Consider the following 20,274-nt stretch of genomic DNA (forward strand, 5'->3'; position numbering starts at 1 on the left):
CCGCTAAATAAAACAGAAATCAATTCTATTATTTTAAATCAGCAGTAAAAAACACGCACAATTCTAAATTTTTTTGACATGAAAAAAATTCTTATCATAGAAGACGATGCAGTCTTAAGAGAAAATACAGCTGAATTTATTGCAGGGGAAAATTTTGAAGTATTTGTTGCTGAAGATGGTCTTTTAGGGATCCAACAAACGTTGAAACATTTTCCAGACCTTATCCTCTGTGACATATCTATGCCGAATATGAATGGATTTGATTTTTATAAAACAATCAAGCAAATTAAGTCTACCTCAGCTATTCCTTTGGTCTTTTTTTCAGCGAGAACAGAAAATGAAGATATCAGAGCAGGAATGCAGCTGGGTGCTGATGACTATATTATCAAACCTTTTGATTTCTATGAACTATTAAAAGTAATTAAAACACGCCTCGCTAAATACGATATAATTGAAAAATTGAACGACGAAAAATTTCATGCCCTAGCTGATCATCCAAAACTAGGTTTTTATATTTACCAAAATGGTAAATTTATATTTTACAATGAAGCTTTAGCAAACATTTTTGGGCATAGTTACGATGATTTTTATGTAACAAATTTTGTTGATCTTCTCGAGGATAAGTATTGTGACAAAACAAAAATATTAAATGATTTTGATCGCTGTTTAAAAGATTCAAAAGGATCAATCTCCCTTCAGTTTGAAGCAGTTCATAAAACTTTAAATTCAGTTTATGTGGAGTTATATGGAACAGTAATCATATACAAAGGGATTGCGAGTCTTGTAGGTAATATAAATCCCTTAGTTAATAAAAAGGTTGTCCCAAAAATCGGCATGCTCCCTGAAGAAATTCCAACTGCATTTACCAATCGTGAACTAGAGGTACTGAAATTGATTTGTAAAGGAAAATCTACTTTGGAAACATCTGAAGTTCTTTTCCTAGGACAACGAACTATTGAAACTTATAGGGCTAATCTATTAGAAAAAACAGATTGTAAAAACATTGCTGAACTTATAATGTATGCAATTCGTAATAAATTGATAACCATCGATTAATTTTTCTGAAAAATTATTTTAAGAAAAATTAATCGATAGACAAATAAAATTATACTTTCGGAGTATTAATGACTTATTCTCATCATTTGATAGCAGTGTCATTTAGTAAAAATATGGCAGGTGTCCTTCCGTATTTTTACTGATTTTTTAAAAAATTTATCTATTCAAAAAGAGTAAATATACTGAACTTTCATACTTTTTATTAGCAGAATTTTGTGAATCCAAAATTTTCACATTATGAAAGCAAATCTACTCCAATTATTAACAAGTCTCTTATTAATAATTCAGTCCAGTGTTGTTTTCTCTCAATACAATAACCCTATCGCCCCTTCGGTGGGCACTACCAGCAAATTTTTATTATTTACTTCGTTAGGAGCCGTAACCAATGCCGGATCTGCCTCAATATATGCTGGAAATGTAGGAACTAATTCAGGTGCTTTTACCGGATTTGAATCCCTACAAACTCAACCTTTTGCCTTATTTAATGCCACCCCAGAAACGGCTCAATGCGCTACGGATTTGGGAGCCCTATACACTGATTTAAACAGTAGATTAGCTGATATTGAAACTACTGGTGGATATGGATCAACCATCACTACACTTACTCAAGGTGTTTATAACACTGGAGGAGCTATTTCAGTAAATGGAACACTTACCCTAGACGGTCAAAACAATCCGAACGCACGTTTTATAATTAGATCAGGTGGTGCGTTTACTATGGGTGCTGGATCGAAAATTATTTTAACAAATGGTACCCAAGCTCAAAACGTATTTTGGATAACAACTGGAGCTGTTTCTTTAGCCGCAAACAGTGAAGCAAAAGGTATATTTATAAGTTCGGCAGCAATAAGTCTGGGGGCTAATTGTACCTTAGAAGGGGGCGTTTTGACTACGGCAGGAGCTATCACAACATTAGATGGGATGTCATTAGCCACACCTTCTATGTTGCTAAAAGAAAATCAATCAATAAATAGTGGAGCGACACCCGCTGATTTAGTTTTGATTCGCAATACCAATCCAATTCTAAAATGGCAAAGCGCAACCGATACTAATTTTACAAACCCCACAGACATAAACCATTATTTGGGGACCCTTGGTGGTTTCTGTATTGGACCACTTACATCTACCACTTATTACAGAGTTGCTGTCGTAATTGATGGATCAACCGTTTATTCCAATACAGTAAAAATCGATATTGTCGTTCCGCCAACGATGGAAGGACCTGCAAGCTCTTTTGTTCTATTTACAACTAAAGGTGCAATTACTAATACTGGCATTTCAACCAATACTGCAAATATTGGCACAAACGCTGGTGCTATTAATGGCGAATTTACAAATATGTCTTTATTACATAGACAAGATGCCTCAACCACGGCTTGTGCTAATTTTATATTACCCTTATTTAATTCCTTAAAAAACATTCCTACTACAAGTAACCATCCTGCTGCACTAGGTGCAGGAGAAACATTAGAGCCAGGCGTTTATCAAATTGCTAGTGCCGCAACTTTAGGAGGAATTCTTACCTTGAACGGAAAAGGATTGTCAAATTCAGTATTTATTTTTAAAATTACAGGGGCACTAGCAATGGCAGCACATAGCCAAATAGTACTAACGAATGGTGCTATTACATCTAATGTCTTTTGGGTAATTGATGGCGCTTTAGACGTAGGTGCATCCAGTGATGTTAAGGGGAATTTCATTTGCTTGGCAGGTGCGATCGCTTTAGGAAAAAACACTATAGCAGAGGGACGATTTCTTACAATCGCAGGCGCTATCACATTAGAAAATGCTACACTATCTATCCCTATTATTCCTATTGCCTCTTCAAATCAAGTGATCTGTTCCGGCGTACAGCCTAATGCTTTAACGCTTACCGGAAATGTTACTACAGTTGTAAAATGGCAAAAATCTACTGACCTTGTTTTCTCCAATCCAACCGATATTCCGAATACGGCTGCTTCCCTTAGCGGAGCAGAAATGGGAAACTTAAGTGTTACAACCTATTTTAGAGCAGTTGTAACTATTGGAGACAAAACTTTAAATTCTACTATTGTTACGATAGCTATTAACCAAGCTACGATTCCTGGAATAATCTCATCAAACCAAGAATTTTGTTCCGCAAGTCAACCGGCCGATTTAATTTTAGAAGGCAATTGCGGCTCAGTCGTCAAATGGCAAAGCGCTTTAGATTCTGATTTTACAACTCCCATTGATATTGAAAATACAACAAATACCCTATCAGGAATAGCCATTGGAACTGTGACTGTAACAACTTTTTACAGAGCAGTGGTTCAAAATTGTACCTGCTGTCCCATTGGATATGCTACGCCAGCAGAAATTTCAATTGCAACTCCTACAACGTGGAATGGCACTTCATGGAATAACGGCCCTCCGAATAGTACTAGGTCAGCTATTTTTAGTGGAAATTACACGGCTAGCGAAAACATTGATGCGTGTTCCATTACAATTAATAATGGTGCCATAATCACTATTAATACTGGAGCTACAATGACTGCAACTAATGAATTAAATATATCAGGAGGATCACTTACTTTCGAAAATAACGCCAGCTTAATTCAAATTAATGATGGGATTGTAAATTCAGGAAATATAACGTACAAGCGACAATCTACTCCAGTTAGAGACTCCGATTACACCTACTGGTCTTCCCCTGTTGCAGGACAAATTTTATCCGCAGCCTTCCCAAATTCGCCCTTAAATAAAATTTACTCTTTCAATGCATTCTCAACTCCCGAAGATTGGATTCAGCCAGCACCCTCATCCAGTATGGGAATTGGAAAAGGTTACATCGTGCAAGGTCCTCAAACCAATAGTAACTTTCCTGCCTCTACTTATCAAACTAATTTTTTCGGGATACCTAATACTGGAAAATTAGAAATACCTATTGGACCAAGGGATTCCTCAAATCTTATCGGAAACCCATATCCTTCAGCTATTGATGCTGATAAATTTTTAGCTCTAAATAAACACTTATTAGATGGGACTATCTATTTTTGGACCCACAGTACAGCCATTCAATTGTCAAGTCAAATTTCAAATCCTGGTTCAGGCACTTTTGCATATACCTCTGATGATTATGCATCATATAATTTATTGGGGGGAGTCGCTGTATTTGCAGGAGGAATACCAACTGGAAAAATAGCAGCAGGACAGTCTTTCTTTGCTATTAGTGATGCTCCCGGAAATGCTGTTTTTAATAATAACATGCGAATAGACAACAATAATAATGTATTAGACAATTCTCAGTTTTTCAAAACCAGACAAGATAAAACCAATAAAATCAAAACCTTAGAAAAATTAAGAGTTTGGTTAAACCTAACAAATACGCAAGGAACATTCAAACAAACATTAGTGGGTTATGCAACCGGCGCTACAAATTCTTTTGATAGTAATTTTGATGGAGAAAGTTTTGACGGACATGAATTTGCTGATTTTTACAGTGTAAATTCAAATAAAAATTTAGCAATTCAAGGCAGAGCTTTACCATTCGATAAAAATGACGAAGTGATTTTAGGTTTCAGGACAACTGTTGACGGCACTTTTAAAATAAGTATTGATCATGTTGATGGCTTTGTAGAAAGTCAAGAAGTGTTTATAAAAGACAAGTTAACGCAAACTATTTTTGATTTAAAAAATGGGGACTATGTCTTTAAAACCATTGCAGGAGTATTTAACGACCGTTTTATCTTATTATATTCAAATGAAAGTTTAGGAACTAACGATTTAACTACTACACAATCTTCTGTTTTAGTATCTCATAAAAGCAAGCAAATAAATATCAATTCAGCTGTCGAACTCATAGACAGAGTGTATATTTATGATGTATTAGGAAGACAAATTTATCAGAAAAAAAATATCAACAGTACTAAACTTTCAATATTAGAGCTTGATTCAAGCCTCCAACCACTATTTGTGAAAACAATACTACAAAGTGACAAAGTAGTTACTACTAAAATTTTATTTTAAAAATTTAGTAACCATAATAGATGATTTTCTTTTAACAAAATCTAAATAAAAACGATAGACATTTATTATAATAACCCCTTACTGATTCAAAATCCCGTCGTCTTCCTTCTTTTTCTTTATTCAATAAATTCGGATTCTCTTTAGCCAACTTGTTTTTGGTTGAAATCTTATTATTCAGGCCAAAGCCAAATTTCCTCGTGTCTTGTTTACTGCTAATTAGCAAAGGTGTTTCAAATAAATTGAAAACATTTGTATTGTTATTCAAAACATCATCAGCATAAATAGAAAGTGTCAATTGGTCTTTCAAGAACTTTTTAGAGAATGTCAAGTTCAAAGACTTTCTGATGGGTTCAACGGCAATGAAATAAAAGTAATTCCCTTTTGGAATAATATAATTATAGTTGGCTACAAATTTTTTTTTTTCTGGCAATACTAGCTGCGATATGAAGTTAAGCATCTAAAAGCCATTAATATCAACATTCGGAATTTCGTGGTATTGATAGCCTGCATACATATATAAAAAATTCATTGTATCTGGATTCACATTAATTTTCAAAGTTTCGTCCAGCACTTTGGTAAACAGCATGTACGGAATAGGAATTCCAACGATAAAATTATGAATCTTAACCTCGGGAATATTTTCATTGGTTTTTAATACCACATCAGCATCAAGTGTGACTCTATTTATCACCTGATTCTTAGCATCACTGATGTTATTACTGACAAAAGCATAATCAAAAATTCTCAATCTTACCTCATAATTATCAAAAATGGTGGGCTGTAAATCAGTATTTCGGTAAATGCATTGCGATTGCATTTGAGCGATTTAGTCGAAAAAGAAGTGAAATAAAATCTGTATTCTTAAAAAACGCCTTGATCATACTTTAAACGCCTCATTGCGAAGCGAAAGCAAAAGAGAATAACAGCCTCAAATATTAAGTGCTGATTTATACCTAATAAATAGGAACTAAACCCTATCTTTGCCCGCTTTTTAAAATTGAAAAAATGATAAAGAATAATGTATTAAAAGGAGTTTTCCTGGTAGGTCTTGGCGCAACGAGTTATGGAATGCTGGCTACTTTTGTAAAAATAGCCTACGGCGAAGGTTTCACCACACCCGAAGTTACCATTGCGCAATTCGTATACGGAATCACGGGAATGCTGCTCATTAATATGTTTCAAAAAGCTAAAAAAGGAAATGACGTTATAAAAGCATCAAAGAAAAACATTACGCAATTAATGCTGGCTGGAACTTCTTTGGGAATGACAAGTATCTTTTATTATTTAGCCGTAAAATACATTCCCGTTTCTATTGCTATCGTTTTATTGATGCAAACCGTTTGGATGGGTGTTTTATTCGAAATGATTTTAGAAAAGAAATTACCTTCCACTCAAAAAATAATATCGGTAATCATCGTGTTATTTGGAACGGCGCTTGCCACAAATTTGATTCAAAGCAAAGTAGAATTAGACTGGCGCGGCATCGTTTTAGGACTTTTGGCTGCAACTTCCTTTACCACAACCATGTTTACCGCTAATCGAGTAGCAACACACGTTTCGTCGGCGCAACGCAGTTTATTTATGCTTCTTGGCGGAGCTGTAATCGTAACCGGTTTTGCAATTGCTACACAAACAACTCCTTTCAATTTTGAGATTTTCATGAAATGGGGAATCATACTGGCTCTTTTTGGAACTATAATTCCACCTTTATTATTCAACGCTGGTTTCCCACTTACCGGAATTGGACTTGGAAGTATTGTTTCGGCACTGGAACTTCCCGTATCAGTACTGATGGCCTATTTTCTTTTAAGCGAAAAAGTAATTCTGCTTCAATGGGTTGGAATTGTTTTAATCATCTTGGCAATTGTGATTATGAACGTGAATTTTAAGAAAAAAGCTTAATTTCTATTTAAAACATTTGTGCTAATTTCATTTAAATTTTTATAAATTCGTGATAAATAACTTTATTATGAATTTACCTTGGCATTTATATGTAATGGCTTTTGTTTACTTTATTGCAGGATTAAACCATTTCAGAAACCCGAGATTGTACCTGAAAATCATTCCGCCTTATTTCCCGAATCCGAAATTATTAAACCAAATCAGTGGTTTAGCCGAAATAATTTTGGGAATCTCATTATGTATTCCGGTGCTTTCAAGTTACGCTGCATGGGGAGTTATTGCTTTATTAATTGCTATTTTCCCAACACATTTACACATGTATTTCGATGAAAAAGCAAGAATGGGTTTGCCAAAATGGGTTTTGCTTTTGCGAATGCCTTTACAATTAGTTCTCATTTTCTGGGCTTACCAATATACATAATCCAGTGAAATCACTTTTCGAATCCACATCAGAACCCATATACCTTGACTTGCCGGACGCTGAAATTATCTATTACCCTCAGTTTTATGACAAAGAGCAAGCGGATATTATTTTTGCCGAATTAGCAAAAGATATTCCTTGGCAACACGATGAAATAAGGGTTTATGGTAAAATTCATCCACAACCCCGTTTGACGGCTTTGTTTGGAAACGAAGGAAAACCCTATTCCTATTCGAATATAACTATGCAACCGCATCCTTGGAATTCGCTTTTGCAAAAGCTAAAAACGGAAATCGAAAAGGTTTCGGATACCATTTTCACAACCGTTTTACTTAATCAGTATCGCGATGGAAAAGACAGCAACGGCTGGCACGCCGATAACGAAAAAGAATTGGGAACAAATCCTGTGATTGCTTCGTTGAGTTTTGGCGCCGAACGCACGTTTCAATTGAAACATAATTTGGACAAAGACCTTAAAAAAAATATCATTTTACAACATGGAAGTTTGCTGCTGATGAAAGGAACTACGCAGCATTTCTGGAAACACCAAATCCCGAAAACAGCAAAACCTATAAGCCCAAGAATAAATCTTACTTTTCGGGTTATCAAATAGATATTTTCCGAAATATGTATTAAATTTGAAATAAATACTCCAATTATGAATGATATTATTGCTTATTTTTCCACCATTCCATCATCACACCGAAGCTTAATTCTTGTGGGCGGAATCACAATTTTTTGGTTACTTGAAAATGCTTTTCCGCTTTTTAACTTCACGTATAAGAAATGGCAGCATGCTGGAATTAATATCTTCATGACCTTTACGACCATTGTAGTCAATTTTTGTCTCGCATTTATTTTATTGAAAACTGCTGATTGGACTATTGCCAACAATTTTGGGATTCTACAATGGCTGCCTGAAATGTCTTTATGGATTTACGCTTTCATCGGATTGCTTTTATTGGATTTAATTGGTGCCTATTTGGTACATTTAGTGGAACATAAAACCAAATTTTTATGGCGTTTTCATTTGATCCATCATACGGATACTTGGATTGACACCACAACTGCAAACCGGCATCATCCTGGCGAAAGTGTGATTCGGTTTACCTTTACGGCATTGGGTGTTTTAATTATTGGAAGTCCAATGTGGCTGGTTTTTCTGTATCAAACATTATCAGTTGTGGCCACACAATTCAATCACGCTAATATTTCGCTTCCAAAAAAAGTGGACACTATTCTGAGTTATTTCATCGTTTCTCCGGATATGCATAAAGTACACCATCATCATGTTTTGCCATACACGGATAGTAATTATGGAAATATATTTTCAATTTGGGATCGGCTTTTTGGAACCTTTATGACACTGCCAAAAGAAGAAATCATATACGGTATTGACACTTACCCGGATCCTGAAGACCACAATGAATTAAAAAGTTTATTAAAAATACCCTTTCAAAAACCACCGTTGAAAGAAATTAAGTGAAAAGCATAAAAAAAATGACCTTTTGAGAAAATCTAATTATTTTTTTTCTTAATATTGGTATCAAATTAGAAATGTAATTTATTAATCATTAACAACTTATTTGAATTAATTTTCACGTGATGAAAAAGAGTAACCGAAAAGAATTGAACTGGGAGCAAACAGAAAAACTTGTTACAATGGCTTTAGAAGAGAAAAATCCTTTTGAAATCATAAAAAAAGAATTTGGTCTGGCAGAAAAAGAGATTCTTGAGATAATGAAAAAGAAGATGCCGGCAGAAAAATTTGAAATGTGGAAAAAGAAAGCTACTGCAAATAAACCAAAACCAAAACCCGTTAAAATTGATGATTTTGATGAAGATTTGGATGGCAAATATTACATAAAAAACAAACTAGACTAAACTATGAAACTCCTGATATCCGGGAGTTTTTTCTTTTTAGAATACTCGCTTTATACCTCAAATTATGGTTTCAGTAACATCAAACGAGAATGAATTTATTTTTGATATTCTTGGAAGTCACAAATTTTGGGCTTTCGAAAATAAGATTAGGGTACCAAAAGACAAAATAATTCGCGCATATCAAAGCAAAGATGAATTCACGTTTTGGATTGGATGGAAAATGCCGGGTACCCAATTACCTTGGGTTATTACTGCCGGAACGTATATAAAAAAGGGCAAACGTAATTTTTGGGATGTTTGCAATAAAAAAAATGCGATTATTGTCGAACTCAAAGATTCCTACTACCATAAACTAATTATTGAAGTTGAAAATCCGGAATTGACAATGAACGAAATAAATGCAAAATAAAATGAAAAAATCTCTCCTCCTAGTACTATTGTTGTTTTCTATATTCGGTTTTTCTCAAACAGAATCAGCAACCAAATCTTTTAATAAAGAAGAAATCGCTATAAATCCATTGATAAATGGTTCGTTGTATTCCCCATTAAAACAAAATAAAAAGACGAATCTTGTGCTACTTATTGCAGGTTCAGGACCAACGGATAGAGATGGAAATCAAAAAGGATTAATCAATAATTCCTTAAAATATTTATCCGAAGAATTAGTAAAAAATGACATTGCCGTTTTCAGTTATGATAAGAGAATCATTTCGCAAGTGAAAATAGGAAACGTAAACGAGGCAACGCTTACTTTTGATGATTTTATTACTGATGCGACAGCTGTCTTGATGTTTTTTAAAAATCAAAAAAAATACAACAAAATTATAATCGCCGGACACAGTGAAGGTTCATTAATAGGAATGATTGCCGCCAAAGACAAAGCAGATGGTTTTATTTCATTGGCTGGAGCCGGAAGAACTATTGATGCCGTTTTAGTTGAACAAATCGCAAAACAGGCGCCTTTTCTAAAAGAAGAAACACAAAAAAATCTTGATATCCTGAGAAGCGGAAAAACTTTCGAATTAAAAAATCCGATGTTAGCTTCCATTTTTAGAGAAAGTATTCAACCCTACATGATTTCGTGGATAAAATACAATCCGCAAATTGAAATTGCAAAATTACAAATGCCAATCGTAATAATCAACGGAACCAAGGATATACAAGTTTCAGTTCAAGAAGCAGAACTACTAAAAAAAGCAAAGCCCGAAGCTGAACTTGTTTTGATTGAAAATATGAATCATGTTTTTAAAGAAATCAAAGGTGATGACACTGAAAACATGAAATCCTATACTAATCCTGATTTACCAATAGTTCCAACATTAAAAAACACAATAACAGCCTTTGTAAAATCATTGTAAACTGTAACATTTTTACAATTGGGAAGACTAACAGATAAAAAAATAACAACAAATGAAAAGAATAATTTTTGCATTAGCATTTGCTTCAGTTCTTTGGAGCTGTAAAACTGGAACCTCATCTGTCACTGCTGTAGCAAAAGAACAAGTAGAAGTTGCCATTAATTTAAATGACATTAAAGACGATAAAGTGATGGTTACCATTACCTCGCCAAAGATCACCACCGAAGAAGTAACGTACAGCGTGCCTAAAATTGTACCTGGAACGTATTCTATTGATGATTACGGGAAATACATCGATGATTTCAAAGCATTTGACAGCAAAGGAAACGTACTTTCAACCACAAAAACCGATGACAACACGTGGAATATTAAGAACGCAAAATCATTGGTAAAAATCACTTATTTAGTAAACGATACTTTCGATACTGAAAAAGGTGGCGGTTTTGGTCAAAACGATATTTTTTCTCCTGCGGGAACAAATATTGATGCGGGTAAAAACTTCATGCTGAACATGCATGGTTTTGTGGGTTATTTCCAAGACAAAAAAGATTTCGCATACACTGTGAGCATCTCACATCCTGAGACTCTTTGGGGTGCAACATCAATGACTGATTTGGATGCAAGTCCGACCAACGATGTTTTTAAAACGCAACGTTACGCTGAATTAGTAGAAAATCCTGTTATGTATGCAAAACCGGACTACACTACTTTTACAGTAGACGGAATGGAAATCCTTATTGGTGTTTATTCTCCAACTGGAAAAGTAACTGCAGAAAGCATTACTCCTGAAATGAAAACGATGATGATTGCTCAGAAAACGTTTTTAGGAAAAATTAATGCTACTAAAAAATATACTGTTTTACTGTATTTATCCAGCATGACGCCTACTGACGCAAAAGGATTTGGAGCTTTGGAACATCCTACAGCTACAACAGTTGTTTTACCTGAAATGATGCCTAAATCAGAATTGGTAAAATCAATGAAAGATGTCGTTTCACATGAATTTTTTCATATTGTAACACCTTTAACGATTCATTCTAAAGAGATTCATTACTTTGATTACAACACGCCTAAAATGTCAGAACATTTATGGATGTATGAAGGAGTAACAGAATATTTTGCGAACCTTTTCCAAATAAACCAAGGATTAATTACTGAAGAAGAGTTTTATACGCGTATGGCAGAAAAAATTGAGCATGCAAATGCTATGAATGACACGATGCCTTTCACAACAATGAGCGCAAATGTATTGACAGAACCTTACAAAGCACAATACTTGAATGTATATGAAAAAGGAGCACTTATTGGAATGTGTCTCGATATCATCATCAGAGAAAAAAGCAATGGAGAAAGAGGAATTCTTGATTTGATGCAAAAATTATCTAATGAATATGGCGCTTCAAAACCATTTAATGATAATGAGCTTTTCGCTAAAATTACTTCATTCACCTATCCTGAAGTAGGCGCTTTTTTGACTACGTATGTATCTGGTGCAACTCCAATTCCTTACGAAACTTATTTGGCTAAAGTTGGAGTGACAAAATCTATGGAAAAAGTACCTGGAAATGTATTCCTAAAAGGACAATCTCCATACATCACTGTGAATCAAGCTACCAAAGAAATTTTAGTTATTCCTAATATAGAGTTGAATGTTTTTTATACCAATTTGGGATTAAAAGGCGGAGATATTCTAGTTGCTATCAATGACAAACCGTATTCATTAGACAATATCTATGAAATGATTACTGAAAGTCAGAGCTGGAAAGAGAACGATGCTATTGTCGTAAAAATAAAACGCGATGGTAAAGAACAAGTAATCAAAGGAAAAGTTAAACTTCCTTACGAAGAAAAAGAAGGACTAAGAGCAACTGATGCGACAAAAAAAGCGTTGAAAGAAGCTTGGTTTAAAGCATAAATCCTGAAATAATTTTGAGAAATCCCAATTTAGAAATAGATTGGGATTTTTTTTGTAAAATTTGGATGCGTTACCAAAATCTTTCCAACAATTTTCTTTATTTTGCGCCAAAATACAAACACCAATTAAATCGCAATCGTTCCAATAAAATTAGAATAAGAATGGCGATTCCCTATTCAAAACAAACTTTAATTTCACATGAAAAAATCAATTATTGCATTCGTTACACTTATCCTGATAGCATCTTGTAACAAGAATGAATCTAAAGGCAATGTTCACATTACCGGAAATATTAAAGGATTAAAAAAAGGAACTCTTTATATTCAAAGAGTTGTTGACACAAGTTTGGTAGCCATTGACACCATAAATATTGATGGAAGCGCTGCTTTCGAAAGCAATCTTGACCTACAATCTCCAGAAATGCTTTATTTGTTCTTAGACCGAGGCGTGAGTAATTCTTTAGACAATAATATCCCATTCTTTGCTGAACCGGGCAACATCACAATTGAAACTAGTTTAGACCGTTATTTGTCTGATGCCAAAATCACAGGATCAAAAAATCAGGAGATATTCGAAGAATATAAAAAAATAAATACTCGTTTCACTGATGAAAATCTTTCGTTGATTGAGAAAAAATTTAATGCTATCAAAAGCCAAAACATAAAAGCTGTAGATAGTCTGACTGCAAAACAAGATTCTAATATCAAAAGGAAATATTTATTCGCTACCAATTTTGCATTAAATAACAGAGATTACGAAGTATCGCCTTTTATCGCACTATCTGAGATTTACGATATCAACGTAAAATATTTAGATACCATTCAAAAATCAATGTCTCCAAAAGTAGCAAAATCACTTTATGGAAAAAAATTAACGGAATATATTGCAACTATCAAAAAACAGCAATAATTATTTTATGAGAAAGCGAAAGTTTTAAAAACTCCAAGTTTTTCTCTAAATCTTACACCAATTTAAAACTAAAATTAAAAAACCATCTTGCTCGGCAGGATGGTTTTTTGCATTTATAAATAGGAGTAGATTCAAATTATACAAAATTCAAATAAACGTATTTTTAGAATCTACTAACAGATTAAACAGTACTGGAAGCAATTCCTGCAACAATCATTCCTACAAACATTAAAAGATAAAGAGAGAAAACAACCAAAGTCATGATTCCAATATATTTATAATGTGATTTTAGATATTCTAAGGAAGTTGTCAAGGTTTCGGAATCATTGTTTTTGAAGGCCGCTTTAGCATTTGATGCAAATTTATTCAAGTAGTATACCGGAAAGAAATAAAGCACCGCAATTAAAAAGTATACCACAGCCATCATAATCCCAAAAGAAGAGCCCATAGCGCCCATGGTAGGATTCATCTTGCCCATAGCAGAGAATAATGTCCCAGCGAATAAAGCGGCAAAAATAATAAAGCCAATTCCTATGTAGCCAAGGATAGATAAAAAATACGCCCACTTTGCCGTTTCTTTTAAAAAGTCTTTTGCTGACTCATTAAGTTTCATCTCGAAACTTTCAATAACTGAATGCTCTTCCATAATGTATTGGTTTTAGGTTAGATTTCAAATTTAACAAAAAAATTAGCACATTACATAAAAACACAATTAAATTGTTATTTTGTCTAAAACAAAAAACCACCTAACAAAAGTTAGATGGTTTTATTAAGAGCCGGCGGAGGGACTCGAACCCACGACCTGCTGATTACAAATCAGCTGCTCTAGCCAACTGAGCTACGCTGGCGACTCATTACGGGTGCAAATATAAGACTGAATTTCTTTTTTCCAAAACAAATTCAAACTTTTTTTGCGTTTTTTTTGACTACAATTCGTTGATTTTAGCAATCAATTGATTAGCAGTTTGTTCCAATTCAACGTTGATTTGTTTGAAGTGCGCTTTTTTATCTTCTACCTTTTTTGCGTTCACTTTTGTGATCAAAGCGTCAAAAGCAGCGATAGCTTCGTCGATTAAAGCATTAGTTTCTGTTGTTGGTTTTCCTGTAGTAGAAATTTCGAACAAGTAAACTGCTTCAATAATATCTCCTAAAACGTAGTTGATGTCTTTTTTTAAATTCTTAACGTTTGCCATTTTTATTTTTTTAAAATTTGAATTTTAATTTGCGTCTGCAAAAGTACACATAATCTTTCTATTACCGACTATGAAATGTAAATTTCTAAAATCGATGCTTTTCCATTGAGAATGAATGCATTCATTGCCGCAGGAATCAAAACAGTATCTCCTTTTGTATATTGTATTTTTGAGTGGTTGTATTCTATTTCAAAGGATCCCTCAACACACATATAAACCGTAAAACTTTCTCCAGATTTAGAAACTGAAATTGCTCCGTCTAAAGGAATAAAATTAGTGGTAAAATAAGGACAATCAACCACTGTATTGGACTGATTGCTATTAGTGGTATACGATTTTTTAGTTTCTACCTTATTGTAATTAATTGCCTCCAAAGCCAAATCAACATGCAATTCTCTGGTATTCCCATTCGCATCTACTCGGTCAAAATCATACAATCGATAAGTAATATCTGAAGTTTGTTGAATCTCAGCTACCACAAGCCCAGCACCAATGGCGTGAACCGTACCAGTTTCTAAAAAGAAAACATCTCCTGATTTTACTTTTACATCATCCAGTATAGAAAGTAAGGATTTATTTTCCAGGTTTTCTAAATATTCCTCAGCATTTGAATTTTCTTTGAAACCTACAATGATACGAGCATTATCATCTGCTTGCATGATGTACCACATTTCAGTTTTCCCAAAAGAATTATGGCGTTTTTTTGCCAATTCATCATTAGGATGAACTTGTATGGACAAATCCTCGCGTGCATCTAAATATTTAAAAAGTAACGGAAATTGTTTTCCAAAACGAGTATGAACAGCAGTTCCCAAAATTTCATCAGGGAACGAATTGATTAATTCAGTCAATGATTTTCCCTTCAATTCTCCGTTTGCAACAATACTTACGTCGCCTTCCACGGTAGACAGCTCCCAACTTTCTCCTGTGATATTTGAAGTAATTGGTTTATGAAGTAGCGTTTTTAGTTTTTCGCCGCCCCATATTCTTTCTTTTAAAATGGGCTCAAATTGTAAAGGATAAAGTTTCATTCAAATGTTTTTTTTCGAAGTCCAAATGTATAAAAAATCCATATTGTTTCCGACGAAAATAGATTTCCATTAACAGAACCAGTAAATAACCAAAAAACAAAGTATAAGTAGGCATCCGTCAGTAATTGATTCCAGTAGCTTTCAGCAATAAATTATACTAATTTCTTAATGGCCTCTAGCGCTTTGGGTATATGTTTTGTCGCCAGCATACTGTCAAAAATCATTTGGACCACGCCATTTTTATCAGTTACATAGGTCACTCTTCCCGGTAGTAATCCGAACATTCCGGTGGGAACACCAAAAAGCTTTCTGATTTTTTTATCTGAATCAGACAAAAGAATAAAAGGAAGCTTAAATTGCTTAGCAAACTTTTGATGTGAGCCAACACTATCACTGCTAATTCCGATTACTTCCGCACCAAGATCCTTAAAATCCTCGTACTGATCTCTAAAACTGCACGCTTGCGCGGTACAACCCGGCGTATTGTCTTTTGGATAAAAATAAATAACAAGCGGTTTATGTCCCACTACAGTTGCACTGTCAAAATCAATTCCATTAGTATCTTTAGCTCTGAAATTGGGAATTACATCCCCTACTTTTAGTTCCATTATTCTCCTCTATAGGTTACAAAATTCCGAGGCGTTTCATACAAAACCACTTCTAATTCAAATTCAGGCTTGATTCTTTTTCTGATTTTATTCCAAATAACCACCACAATATTTTCGGCGGTAGGATTCAAATCCTGAAATTCAGGAACATCCAAATTCAGATTTTTATGATCAAACTGATTTTCAACATCTTCTTTAATAATATCACTCAAAAATTTGACATCCATAACATAACCTGTTTCAGGATCTATTGCTCCAGTAACACTAACAATCAGTTCGTAATTATGCCCATGAAAATTAGGATTATTACACTTACCAAAAATAGCATCGTTTTGTTCAAACGACCAATCTTTTCTGTATAATCTGTGAGCCGCATTAAAATGGGCTTTCCGCGAAATGGTAACTTTCATAAAATTATGAATTATAGGTTATTTGGGGCCAAAGGGCTTTTGTGTTCTTCCAGAAAATAATAAAATTCATCAAAAATAATTTTGAACCAAACCGTATATAATGCCGGCTGAAGGACCATATCAATTTTCACGTCTTCAATTTTCATCCATTTCCAATCCTCGACTTCCTCCGGATTGATAACTGGCTCCTCATCATAATAGCCAATCATCACATGATCAAGTTCATGCTCTGTCAAACCATTATCAAAAGGTGCTTTATAAATAAAATGAAAAAGTTCTTTCAGTTCGGTTTTAAAACCCATTTCTTCAAATAATCTTCGGCTTCCTGCCTGAACATTTGTTTCTCCTTCGCGCTGATGACTGCAACACGTATTGGTCCACAGTAAAGGGGAATGGTATTTTTGATGTGCACGTTGTTGCAACATGATTTCGTTTTTGCTGTTTAAAACAAAAACTGAAAAAGCACGATGCAAGACCGCTTTTTCATGTGCTTCAAGCTTAGGCATCAATCCTATTTGCTCATCCTTCTCATTAACTAATATTACGTTTTCTTCTAACATATCGATGTATTTCAGGTCAAAAATACAAAAAAAGAAATGGTAACTGAAGGGTTTTTGAAATTGTGAAAAGTTTAACGAGTGTTGAATATCCTAAAATTCTAATTTTATATTGTCAAAAATACGCTGCTTATTTACAGATTATTATACTTTATAATTTTAAAACTAAAAACAATATTTTTTCGTAAATACAGAGAAGTTAAATCGGAATAAAAATAAAATTCAATTGCAAAGTAAGCGACATTTTAAAATTTAAAACCGTTTTACATTTGTAATTTAAATACTAAAAAAATGAAAACAAGAAATCAGGTACTAAGCATGTTATTTTTAATCCCGCTGTTCATGTTCACAGCTTGTGCGCAAACCACAAAAAAACAAGGAAACACAAAAAAAACAGTCGCAATGGAAAATACTATTAAAAAACCCGGAAATCCGTATTATTCCAATACGGATACAACAAAACTTAACGTAAGTGATGCCGAATGGAAAAAAGTATTGCCTGAAGATGTGTATGAAGTGACGCGTAATGCAGATACTGAAAGACCTTTTACAGGAAAATATTGGAATACTGATGACAAAGGAACCTATTATTGTGCCGCCTGTGGGAACAAACTATTTCGTTCCGGTGCTAAATTTTCAAGCAATTGTGGCTGGCCAAGTTTCTTTGAACAAGACAATAAAAACAGTGTGGTTTATAAAACCGATAATTCTCTGGGTATGGAAAGAATCGAAGCGCTTTGCGGAAGATGTGATGGTCACTTAGGGCATCTTTTTGATGACGGGCCGGAACCAACCGGAAAAAGATACTGTATGAATTCTATCGCCCTTGACTTTATTCCTGACACCAAATAACATGAAGAAACTAATTTTAGTGTGCCTTTTGGCGACAACTAGTTTGTTTGCCCAAAGTAAAGCACCAAAGCAATCCAATCTTGAATCCATTACTTTAGCCGGCGGTTGTTACTGGTGCGTGGAAGCCGTTTATGAAAATTTAAACGGAGTACAATCAGCAATATCAGGTTATGCAGGCGGTAAAAATGCAAATCCTACCTACGAAGATGTGTCTACGGGAAGGTCTGGTTACGCCGAAGTAGTTCAGATTACTTACGACAAAAACGTAACGAATCTGGATGAAATTTTTAAAGTCTTTTTTACGGTTCATGATCCAACTACGCTAAACCGCCAAGGTGCCGATGTAGGTACACAATATCGTTCTGCCATTTTTTATAAAAATGAAGTTCAAAAGAAAGCTGCACAAACAGTTATCAATGACCTTAAAAAAGCTAAGATTTATGATAGTCCAATAGTGACTACAATAGAACCTCTGACTAAATTTTACAAAGCAGAATCCTATCATCAGAATTACTATGAGAATAACAAAACACAACCTTATTGTCAGATGGTAATTCAACCCAAAATGGAAAAGTTTGAAAAACTATTTAAGAATAAATTAAAGAAGCAAAAATAAATTCGTAAGCTGCCGCCTTGTTGTAACAAACAAGGCGGTTTTTTTATATTCTACTCACAGAAAGATACTTTAGGCCACTATTTAAAATTTCCTCCAGGCAAAATAATTTTGGTATATTTGTTTTTAACCAACTTTATTCAGTACTGAAACTGACTGAATTTCAATTAAAATAAAGCTGTTATCTAACCAAAATTAAACCACAATTAATGAAAAAAACTATTCTTTTTGCTGGCTTATTTACGTATTCTATTTTTGCTGCAGCACAAAATTCCGATCTAAAAACTAAAGTGGCTCAAAAGGCAGCATCTTTAGAATCCAAAGTCAGTTCTTGGCGAAGAGATTTTCACCAAAATCCCGAATTAGGTAATCGAGAATTCAAAACAGCCGAAAAAATAGCAGTGCATTTGCGATCATTGGGTATAGAAGTACAAACTGGTGTGGCCAAAACAGGTGTTGTAGGTATTTTAAAAGGAGGAAAACCCGGTCCTGTAGTCGCTCTTCGAGCCGATATGGATGCATTACCCGTAACCGAAAGAGTAAATATTCCTTTTGCTTCCAAAGCAATGGGAGAATATAACGGTCAGCAAGTAGGTGTCATGCATGCATGCGGACACGATTCCCATATTGCCATGCTGATGGGAACAGCTGAAATCCTCGCTTCTATCAAAAGTGAATTAAAAGGAACAGTAAAATTCATTTTCCAACCTGCTGAAGAAGGGCCGCCCGAAGGTGAAGAAGGTGGAGCTGCACTAATGGTAAAAGAGGGTGTTCTGGAGAACCCTAAAGTTGATGTGATTTTTGGCTTACACATCAGCGCAGACACCGAAGTCGGCAAAATCAATTACCGACCAAAAGGTGCAATGGCGTCATCAGACTGGTTCAAAATAAAAATAAAAGGAAAACAGTCCCACGGAGCCAGCCCATGGCAATCCGTAGATCCTATTGTTACAGCTTCACAAATAATAATGGGATTGCAAACTATCGTGAGTCGCAATGTAGATCTCACAGAATCAGCAGCTGTGGTCAGTGTCGGGAAAATCACATCCGGTGTAAGAAGCAATATTATTCCGGAAGAACTTGAAATGGCAGGAACAATTCGGACCTTAGACAAAAAAGTACAGGAAATGATTCACAACCGAGTGAAACAAATCACTACTAATATCGCAGAAAGCGCAGGAGCCACTGCCGAAATAAACATCACAAAACAAACATTGATAACCTACAATGACCCAACATTGACCGAAAAAATGGTACCAACACTGGAAGCTGTGGCTGGAAAAAGTAATGTGATACTAACTCCGGCAGCAACTGGAGCAGAAGATTTTTCATATTATCAAGATAAAATACCCGGACTTTTCTTTTTCCTTGGGGGAATGCCAAAAGGCAAAAATCCTTTAGAAACAGCCTCACATCACACACCTGATTTTTATATCGACGAAGGTGGTTTTGTATTAGGAATGAAAGCAATGTCCGACTTAACAATAGACTACATGGAAATGAATGCAAAAAAATAAAACCTGATAACAGAAAATTTTTTAAAATTTAAAAAATAACAACCGAAAAGAGATTTTCGGT

22 protein-coding genes and 1 tRNA gene are annotated in these 20,274 nt (G+C 34.5%); 14 read left to right on the plus strand and 9 right to left on the minus strand.

The window, feature by feature from the left end:
• The first annotated feature begins 78 nt into the window (after nucleotides 1-78).
• Together IWX80_RS10525 and IWX80_RS10530 are read left to right on the plus strand one after the other, a co-directional pair.
• Nucleotides 79-1,056: a response regulator gene (locus tag IWX80_RS10525; protein WP_196853402.1), complete on the plus strand. Its 978-nt coding sequence runs from the start codon at nucleotides 79-81 to the stop codon at nucleotides 1,054-1,056.
• A 237-nt stretch (nucleotides 1,057-1,293) separates the two neighbouring features.
• Nucleotides 1,294-5,043 carry an ice-binding family protein gene (locus IWX80_RS10530; RefSeq protein ID WP_196853403.1) on the plus strand — a complete coding sequence of 1,250 codons (3,750 nt, stop codon included), beginning with the start codon at nucleotides 1,294-1,296 and terminating at the stop codon, nucleotides 5,041-5,043.
• Nucleotides 5,044-5,074: 31 nt separating this feature from the next.
• Here IWX80_RS10530 and IWX80_RS17000 read toward each other — a convergent pair whose 3' ends face one another.
• The gene (locus tag IWX80_RS17000; RefSeq protein ID WP_334682311.1) at nucleotides 5,075-5,500 is read right to left on the minus strand and encodes an outer membrane beta-barrel protein; all 426 of its coding nucleotides are present in this window, start codon (nucleotides 5,498-5,500) and stop codon (nucleotides 5,075-5,077) included.
• Complete coding sequence (locus tag IWX80_RS17005; RefSeq protein ID WP_334682312.1) at nucleotides 5,501-5,860, minus strand: hypothetical protein; 360 nt, start codon at nucleotides 5,858-5,860, stop codon at nucleotides 5,501-5,503.
• Between the two features lie 188 nt (nucleotides 5,861-6,048).
• Between IWX80_RS17005 and IWX80_RS10540 the strand changes: the two genes are divergently transcribed.
• The 9 genes from IWX80_RS10540 to IWX80_RS10580 all read left to right on the plus strand — a co-directional run bounded on the left by IWX80_RS10540 (nucleotide 6,049) and on the right by IWX80_RS10580 (nucleotide 13,432).
• Nucleotides 6,049-6,945: an EamA family transporter gene (locus IWX80_RS10540; protein WP_196853404.1), complete on the plus strand. Its 897-nt coding sequence runs from the start codon at nucleotides 6,049-6,051 to the stop codon at nucleotides 6,943-6,945.
• A 67-nt stretch (nucleotides 6,946-7,012) separates the two neighbouring features.
• Nucleotides 7,013-7,366, plus strand: coding sequence for a DoxX family protein (locus IWX80_RS10545; RefSeq protein WP_196853405.1), 354 nt, complete (start codon nucleotides 7,013-7,015; stop codon nucleotides 7,364-7,366).
• Nucleotides 7,367-7,370: 4 nt separating this feature from the next.
• Nucleotides 7,371-7,979: an alpha-ketoglutarate-dependent dioxygenase AlkB family protein gene (locus tag IWX80_RS10550; protein WP_196853406.1), complete on the plus strand. Its 609-nt coding sequence runs from the start codon at nucleotides 7,371-7,373 to the stop codon at nucleotides 7,977-7,979.
• 45 nt (nucleotides 7,980-8,024) lie between these two features.
• Nucleotides 8,025-8,852, plus strand: coding sequence for a sterol desaturase family protein (locus IWX80_RS10555; RefSeq protein ID WP_196853407.1), 828 nt, complete (start codon nucleotides 8,025-8,027; stop codon nucleotides 8,850-8,852).
• Between the two features lie 119 nt (nucleotides 8,853-8,971).
• Nucleotides 8,972-9,250: a DUF2805 domain-containing protein gene (locus IWX80_RS10560; protein WP_066081282.1), complete on the plus strand. Its 279-nt coding sequence runs from the start codon at nucleotides 8,972-8,974 to the stop codon at nucleotides 9,248-9,250.
• 64 nt (nucleotides 9,251-9,314) lie between these two features.
• Nucleotides 9,315-9,659 carry a hypothetical protein gene (locus IWX80_RS10565; protein WP_196853408.1) on the plus strand — a complete coding sequence of 115 codons (345 nt, stop codon included), beginning with the start codon at nucleotides 9,315-9,317 and terminating at the stop codon, nucleotides 9,657-9,659.
• A 1-nt stretch (nucleotide 9,660) separates the two neighbouring features.
• On the plus strand, nucleotides 9,661-10,608 hold the full coding sequence (locus IWX80_RS10570) for an alpha/beta hydrolase (RefSeq protein ID WP_196853409.1): 948 nt from the start codon (nucleotides 9,661-9,663) through the stop codon (nucleotides 10,606-10,608).
• Between the two features lie 52 nt (nucleotides 10,609-10,660).
• Nucleotides 10,661-12,523: a M61 family metallopeptidase gene (locus IWX80_RS10575; protein ID WP_196853410.1), complete on the plus strand. Its 1,863-nt coding sequence runs from the start codon at nucleotides 10,661-10,663 to the stop codon at nucleotides 12,521-12,523.
• A 198-nt stretch (nucleotides 12,524-12,721) separates the two neighbouring features.
• On the plus strand, nucleotides 12,722-13,432 hold the full coding sequence (locus tag IWX80_RS10580) for a DUF4369 domain-containing protein (protein ID WP_196853411.1): 711 nt from the start codon (nucleotides 12,722-12,724) through the stop codon (nucleotides 13,430-13,432).
• 181 nt (nucleotides 13,433-13,613) lie between these two features.
• Here the strand turns inward: IWX80_RS10580 and IWX80_RS10585 are convergent, their stop codons facing one another.
• From IWX80_RS10585 to idi, 7 genes are all read right to left on the minus strand, one after another.
• On the minus strand, nucleotides 13,614-14,078 hold the full coding sequence (locus tag IWX80_RS10585; protein ID WP_196853412.1) for a DUF5362 family protein: 465 nt from the start codon (nucleotides 14,076-14,078) through the stop codon (nucleotides 13,614-13,616).
• Nucleotides 14,079-14,206: 128 nt separating this feature from the next.
• Nucleotides 14,207-14,280: transfer RNA gene (locus tag IWX80_RS10590), tRNA-Thr, on the minus strand.
• A gap of 78 nt (nucleotides 14,281-14,358) precedes the next feature.
• Nucleotides 14,359-14,625, minus strand: a complete 267-nt coding sequence (locus IWX80_RS10595; protein ID WP_073209770.1) for a hypothetical protein — start codon at nucleotides 14,623-14,625, stop codon at nucleotides 14,359-14,361.
• 68 nt (nucleotides 14,626-14,693) lie between these two features.
• Nucleotides 14,694-15,656, minus strand: coding sequence for a type I phosphomannose isomerase catalytic subunit (locus IWX80_RS10600; RefSeq protein WP_196853413.1), 963 nt, complete (start codon nucleotides 15,654-15,656; stop codon nucleotides 14,694-14,696).
• Between the two features lie 152 nt (nucleotides 15,657-15,808).
• Nucleotides 15,809-16,264 carry a peroxiredoxin gene (locus tag IWX80_RS10605; RefSeq protein ID WP_196853414.1) on the minus strand — a complete coding sequence of 152 codons (456 nt, stop codon included), beginning with the start codon at nucleotides 16,262-16,264 and terminating at the stop codon, nucleotides 15,809-15,811.
• Nucleotides 16,264-16,674 carry a 6-pyruvoyl trahydropterin synthase family protein gene (locus tag IWX80_RS10610; protein WP_113635284.1) on the minus strand — a complete coding sequence of 137 codons (411 nt, stop codon included), beginning with the start codon at nucleotides 16,672-16,674 and terminating at the stop codon, nucleotides 16,264-16,266. The genes IWX80_RS10605 and IWX80_RS10610 overlap by 1 nt, the downstream gene beginning before the upstream one ends.
• Nucleotides 16,675-16,685: 11 nt before the next feature.
• Nucleotides 16,686-17,234, minus strand: coding sequence for an isopentenyl-diphosphate Delta-isomerase (gene idi / locus IWX80_RS10615; protein ID WP_196853415.1), 549 nt, complete (start codon nucleotides 17,232-17,234; stop codon nucleotides 16,686-16,688).
• A gap of 288 nt (nucleotides 17,235-17,522) precedes the next feature.
• Here idi and msrB point away from each other — a divergent pair, with 288 nt between their 5' ends.
• The 3 genes from msrB to IWX80_RS10630 all read left to right on the plus strand — a co-directional run bounded on the left by msrB (nucleotide 17,523) and on the right by IWX80_RS10630 (nucleotide 20,213).
• Nucleotides 17,523-18,083 carry a peptide-methionine (R)-S-oxide reductase MsrB gene (msrB, locus tag IWX80_RS10620; protein ID WP_113635288.1) on the plus strand — a complete coding sequence of 187 codons (561 nt, stop codon included), beginning with the start codon at nucleotides 17,523-17,525 and terminating at the stop codon, nucleotides 18,081-18,083.
• A 1-nt stretch (nucleotide 18,084) separates the two neighbouring features.
• Nucleotides 18,085-18,699: a peptide-methionine (S)-S-oxide reductase MsrA gene (gene msrA / locus IWX80_RS10625; protein ID WP_196853416.1), complete on the plus strand. Its 615-nt coding sequence runs from the start codon at nucleotides 18,085-18,087 to the stop codon at nucleotides 18,697-18,699.
• Nucleotides 18,700-18,905: 206 nt separating this feature from the next.
• Nucleotides 18,906-20,213 carry an amidohydrolase gene (locus IWX80_RS10630; RefSeq protein WP_196853417.1) on the plus strand — a complete coding sequence of 436 codons (1,308 nt, stop codon included), beginning with the start codon at nucleotides 18,906-18,908 and terminating at the stop codon, nucleotides 20,211-20,213.
• The last annotated feature ends 61 nt before the right edge of the window (nucleotides 20,214-20,274 follow it).

This window comes from Flavobacterium sp. CAN_S2, assembly GCF_015752255.1.
GTDB lineage: Bacteria > Bacteroidota > Bacteroidia > Flavobacteriales > Flavobacteriaceae > Flavobacterium.

Bases quoted from the DNA above. Each gene is read 5' to 3' on its own strand.
- IWX80_RS10525 (WP_196853402.1), top strand. From the start codon at position 79: ATGAAAAAAATTCTTATCATAGAAGACGATGCAGTCTTAAGAGAAAAT.
- IWX80_RS10530 (WP_196853403.1), top strand. From the start codon at position 1,294: ATGAAAGCAAATCTACTCCAATTATTAACAAGTCTCTTATTAATAATT.
- IWX80_RS17000 (WP_334682311.1), bottom strand. From the start codon at position 5,500: ATGCTTAACTTCATATCGCAGCTAGTATTGCCAGAAAAAAAAAAATTT.
- IWX80_RS17005 (WP_334682312.1), bottom strand. From the start codon at position 5,860: ATGCAATCGCAATGCATTTACCGAAATACTGATTTACAGCCCACCATT.
- IWX80_RS10540 (WP_196853404.1), top strand. From the start codon at position 6,049: ATGATAAAGAATAATGTATTAAAAGGAGTTTTCCTGGTAGGTCTTGGC.
- IWX80_RS10545 (WP_196853405.1), top strand. From the start codon at position 7,013: ATGAATTTACCTTGGCATTTATATGTAATGGCTTTTGTTTACTTTATT.
- IWX80_RS10555 (WP_196853407.1), top strand. From the start codon at position 8,025: ATGAATGATATTATTGCTTATTTTTCCACCATTCCATCATCACACCGA.
- IWX80_RS10560 (WP_066081282.1), top strand. From the start codon at position 8,972: ATGAAAAAGAGTAACCGAAAAGAATTGAACTGGGAGCAAACAGAAAAA.
- IWX80_RS10565 (WP_196853408.1), top strand. From the start codon at position 9,315: ATGGTTTCAGTAACATCAAACGAGAATGAATTTATTTTTGATATTCTT.
- IWX80_RS10570 (WP_196853409.1), top strand. From the start codon at position 9,661: ATGAAAAAATCTCTCCTCCTAGTACTATTGTTGTTTTCTATATTCGGT.
- IWX80_RS10575 (WP_196853410.1), top strand. From the start codon at position 10,661: ATGAAAAGAATAATTTTTGCATTAGCATTTGCTTCAGTTCTTTGGAGC.
- IWX80_RS10580 (WP_196853411.1), top strand. From the start codon at position 12,722: ATGAAAAAATCAATTATTGCATTCGTTACACTTATCCTGATAGCATCT.
- IWX80_RS10585 (WP_196853412.1), bottom strand. From the start codon at position 14,078: ATGGAAGAGCATTCAGTTATTGAAAGTTTCGAGATGAAACTTAATGAG.
- IWX80_RS10595 (WP_073209770.1), bottom strand. From the start codon at position 14,625: ATGGCAAACGTTAAGAATTTAAAAAAAGACATCAACTACGTTTTAGGA.
- IWX80_RS10600 (WP_196853413.1), bottom strand. From the start codon at position 15,656: ATGAAACTTTATCCTTTACAATTTGAGCCCATTTTAAAAGAAAGAATA.
- IWX80_RS10605 (WP_196853414.1), bottom strand. From the start codon at position 16,264: ATGGAACTAAAAGTAGGGGATGTAATTCCCAATTTCAGAGCTAAAGAT.
- IWX80_RS10610 (WP_113635284.1), bottom strand. From the start codon at position 16,674: ATGAAAGTTACCATTTCGCGGAAAGCCCATTTTAATGCGGCTCACAGA.
- idi (WP_196853415.1), bottom strand. From the start codon at position 17,234: ATGTTAGAAGAAAACGTAATATTAGTTAATGAGAAGGATGAGCAAATA.
- msrB (WP_113635288.1), top strand. From the start codon at position 17,523: ATGAAAACAAGAAATCAGGTACTAAGCATGTTATTTTTAATCCCGCTG.
- msrA (WP_196853416.1), top strand. From the start codon at position 18,085: ATGAAGAAACTAATTTTAGTGTGCCTTTTGGCGACAACTAGTTTGTTT.
- IWX80_RS10630 (WP_196853417.1), top strand. From the start codon at position 18,906: ATGAAAAAAACTATTCTTTTTGCTGGCTTATTTACGTATTCTATTTTT.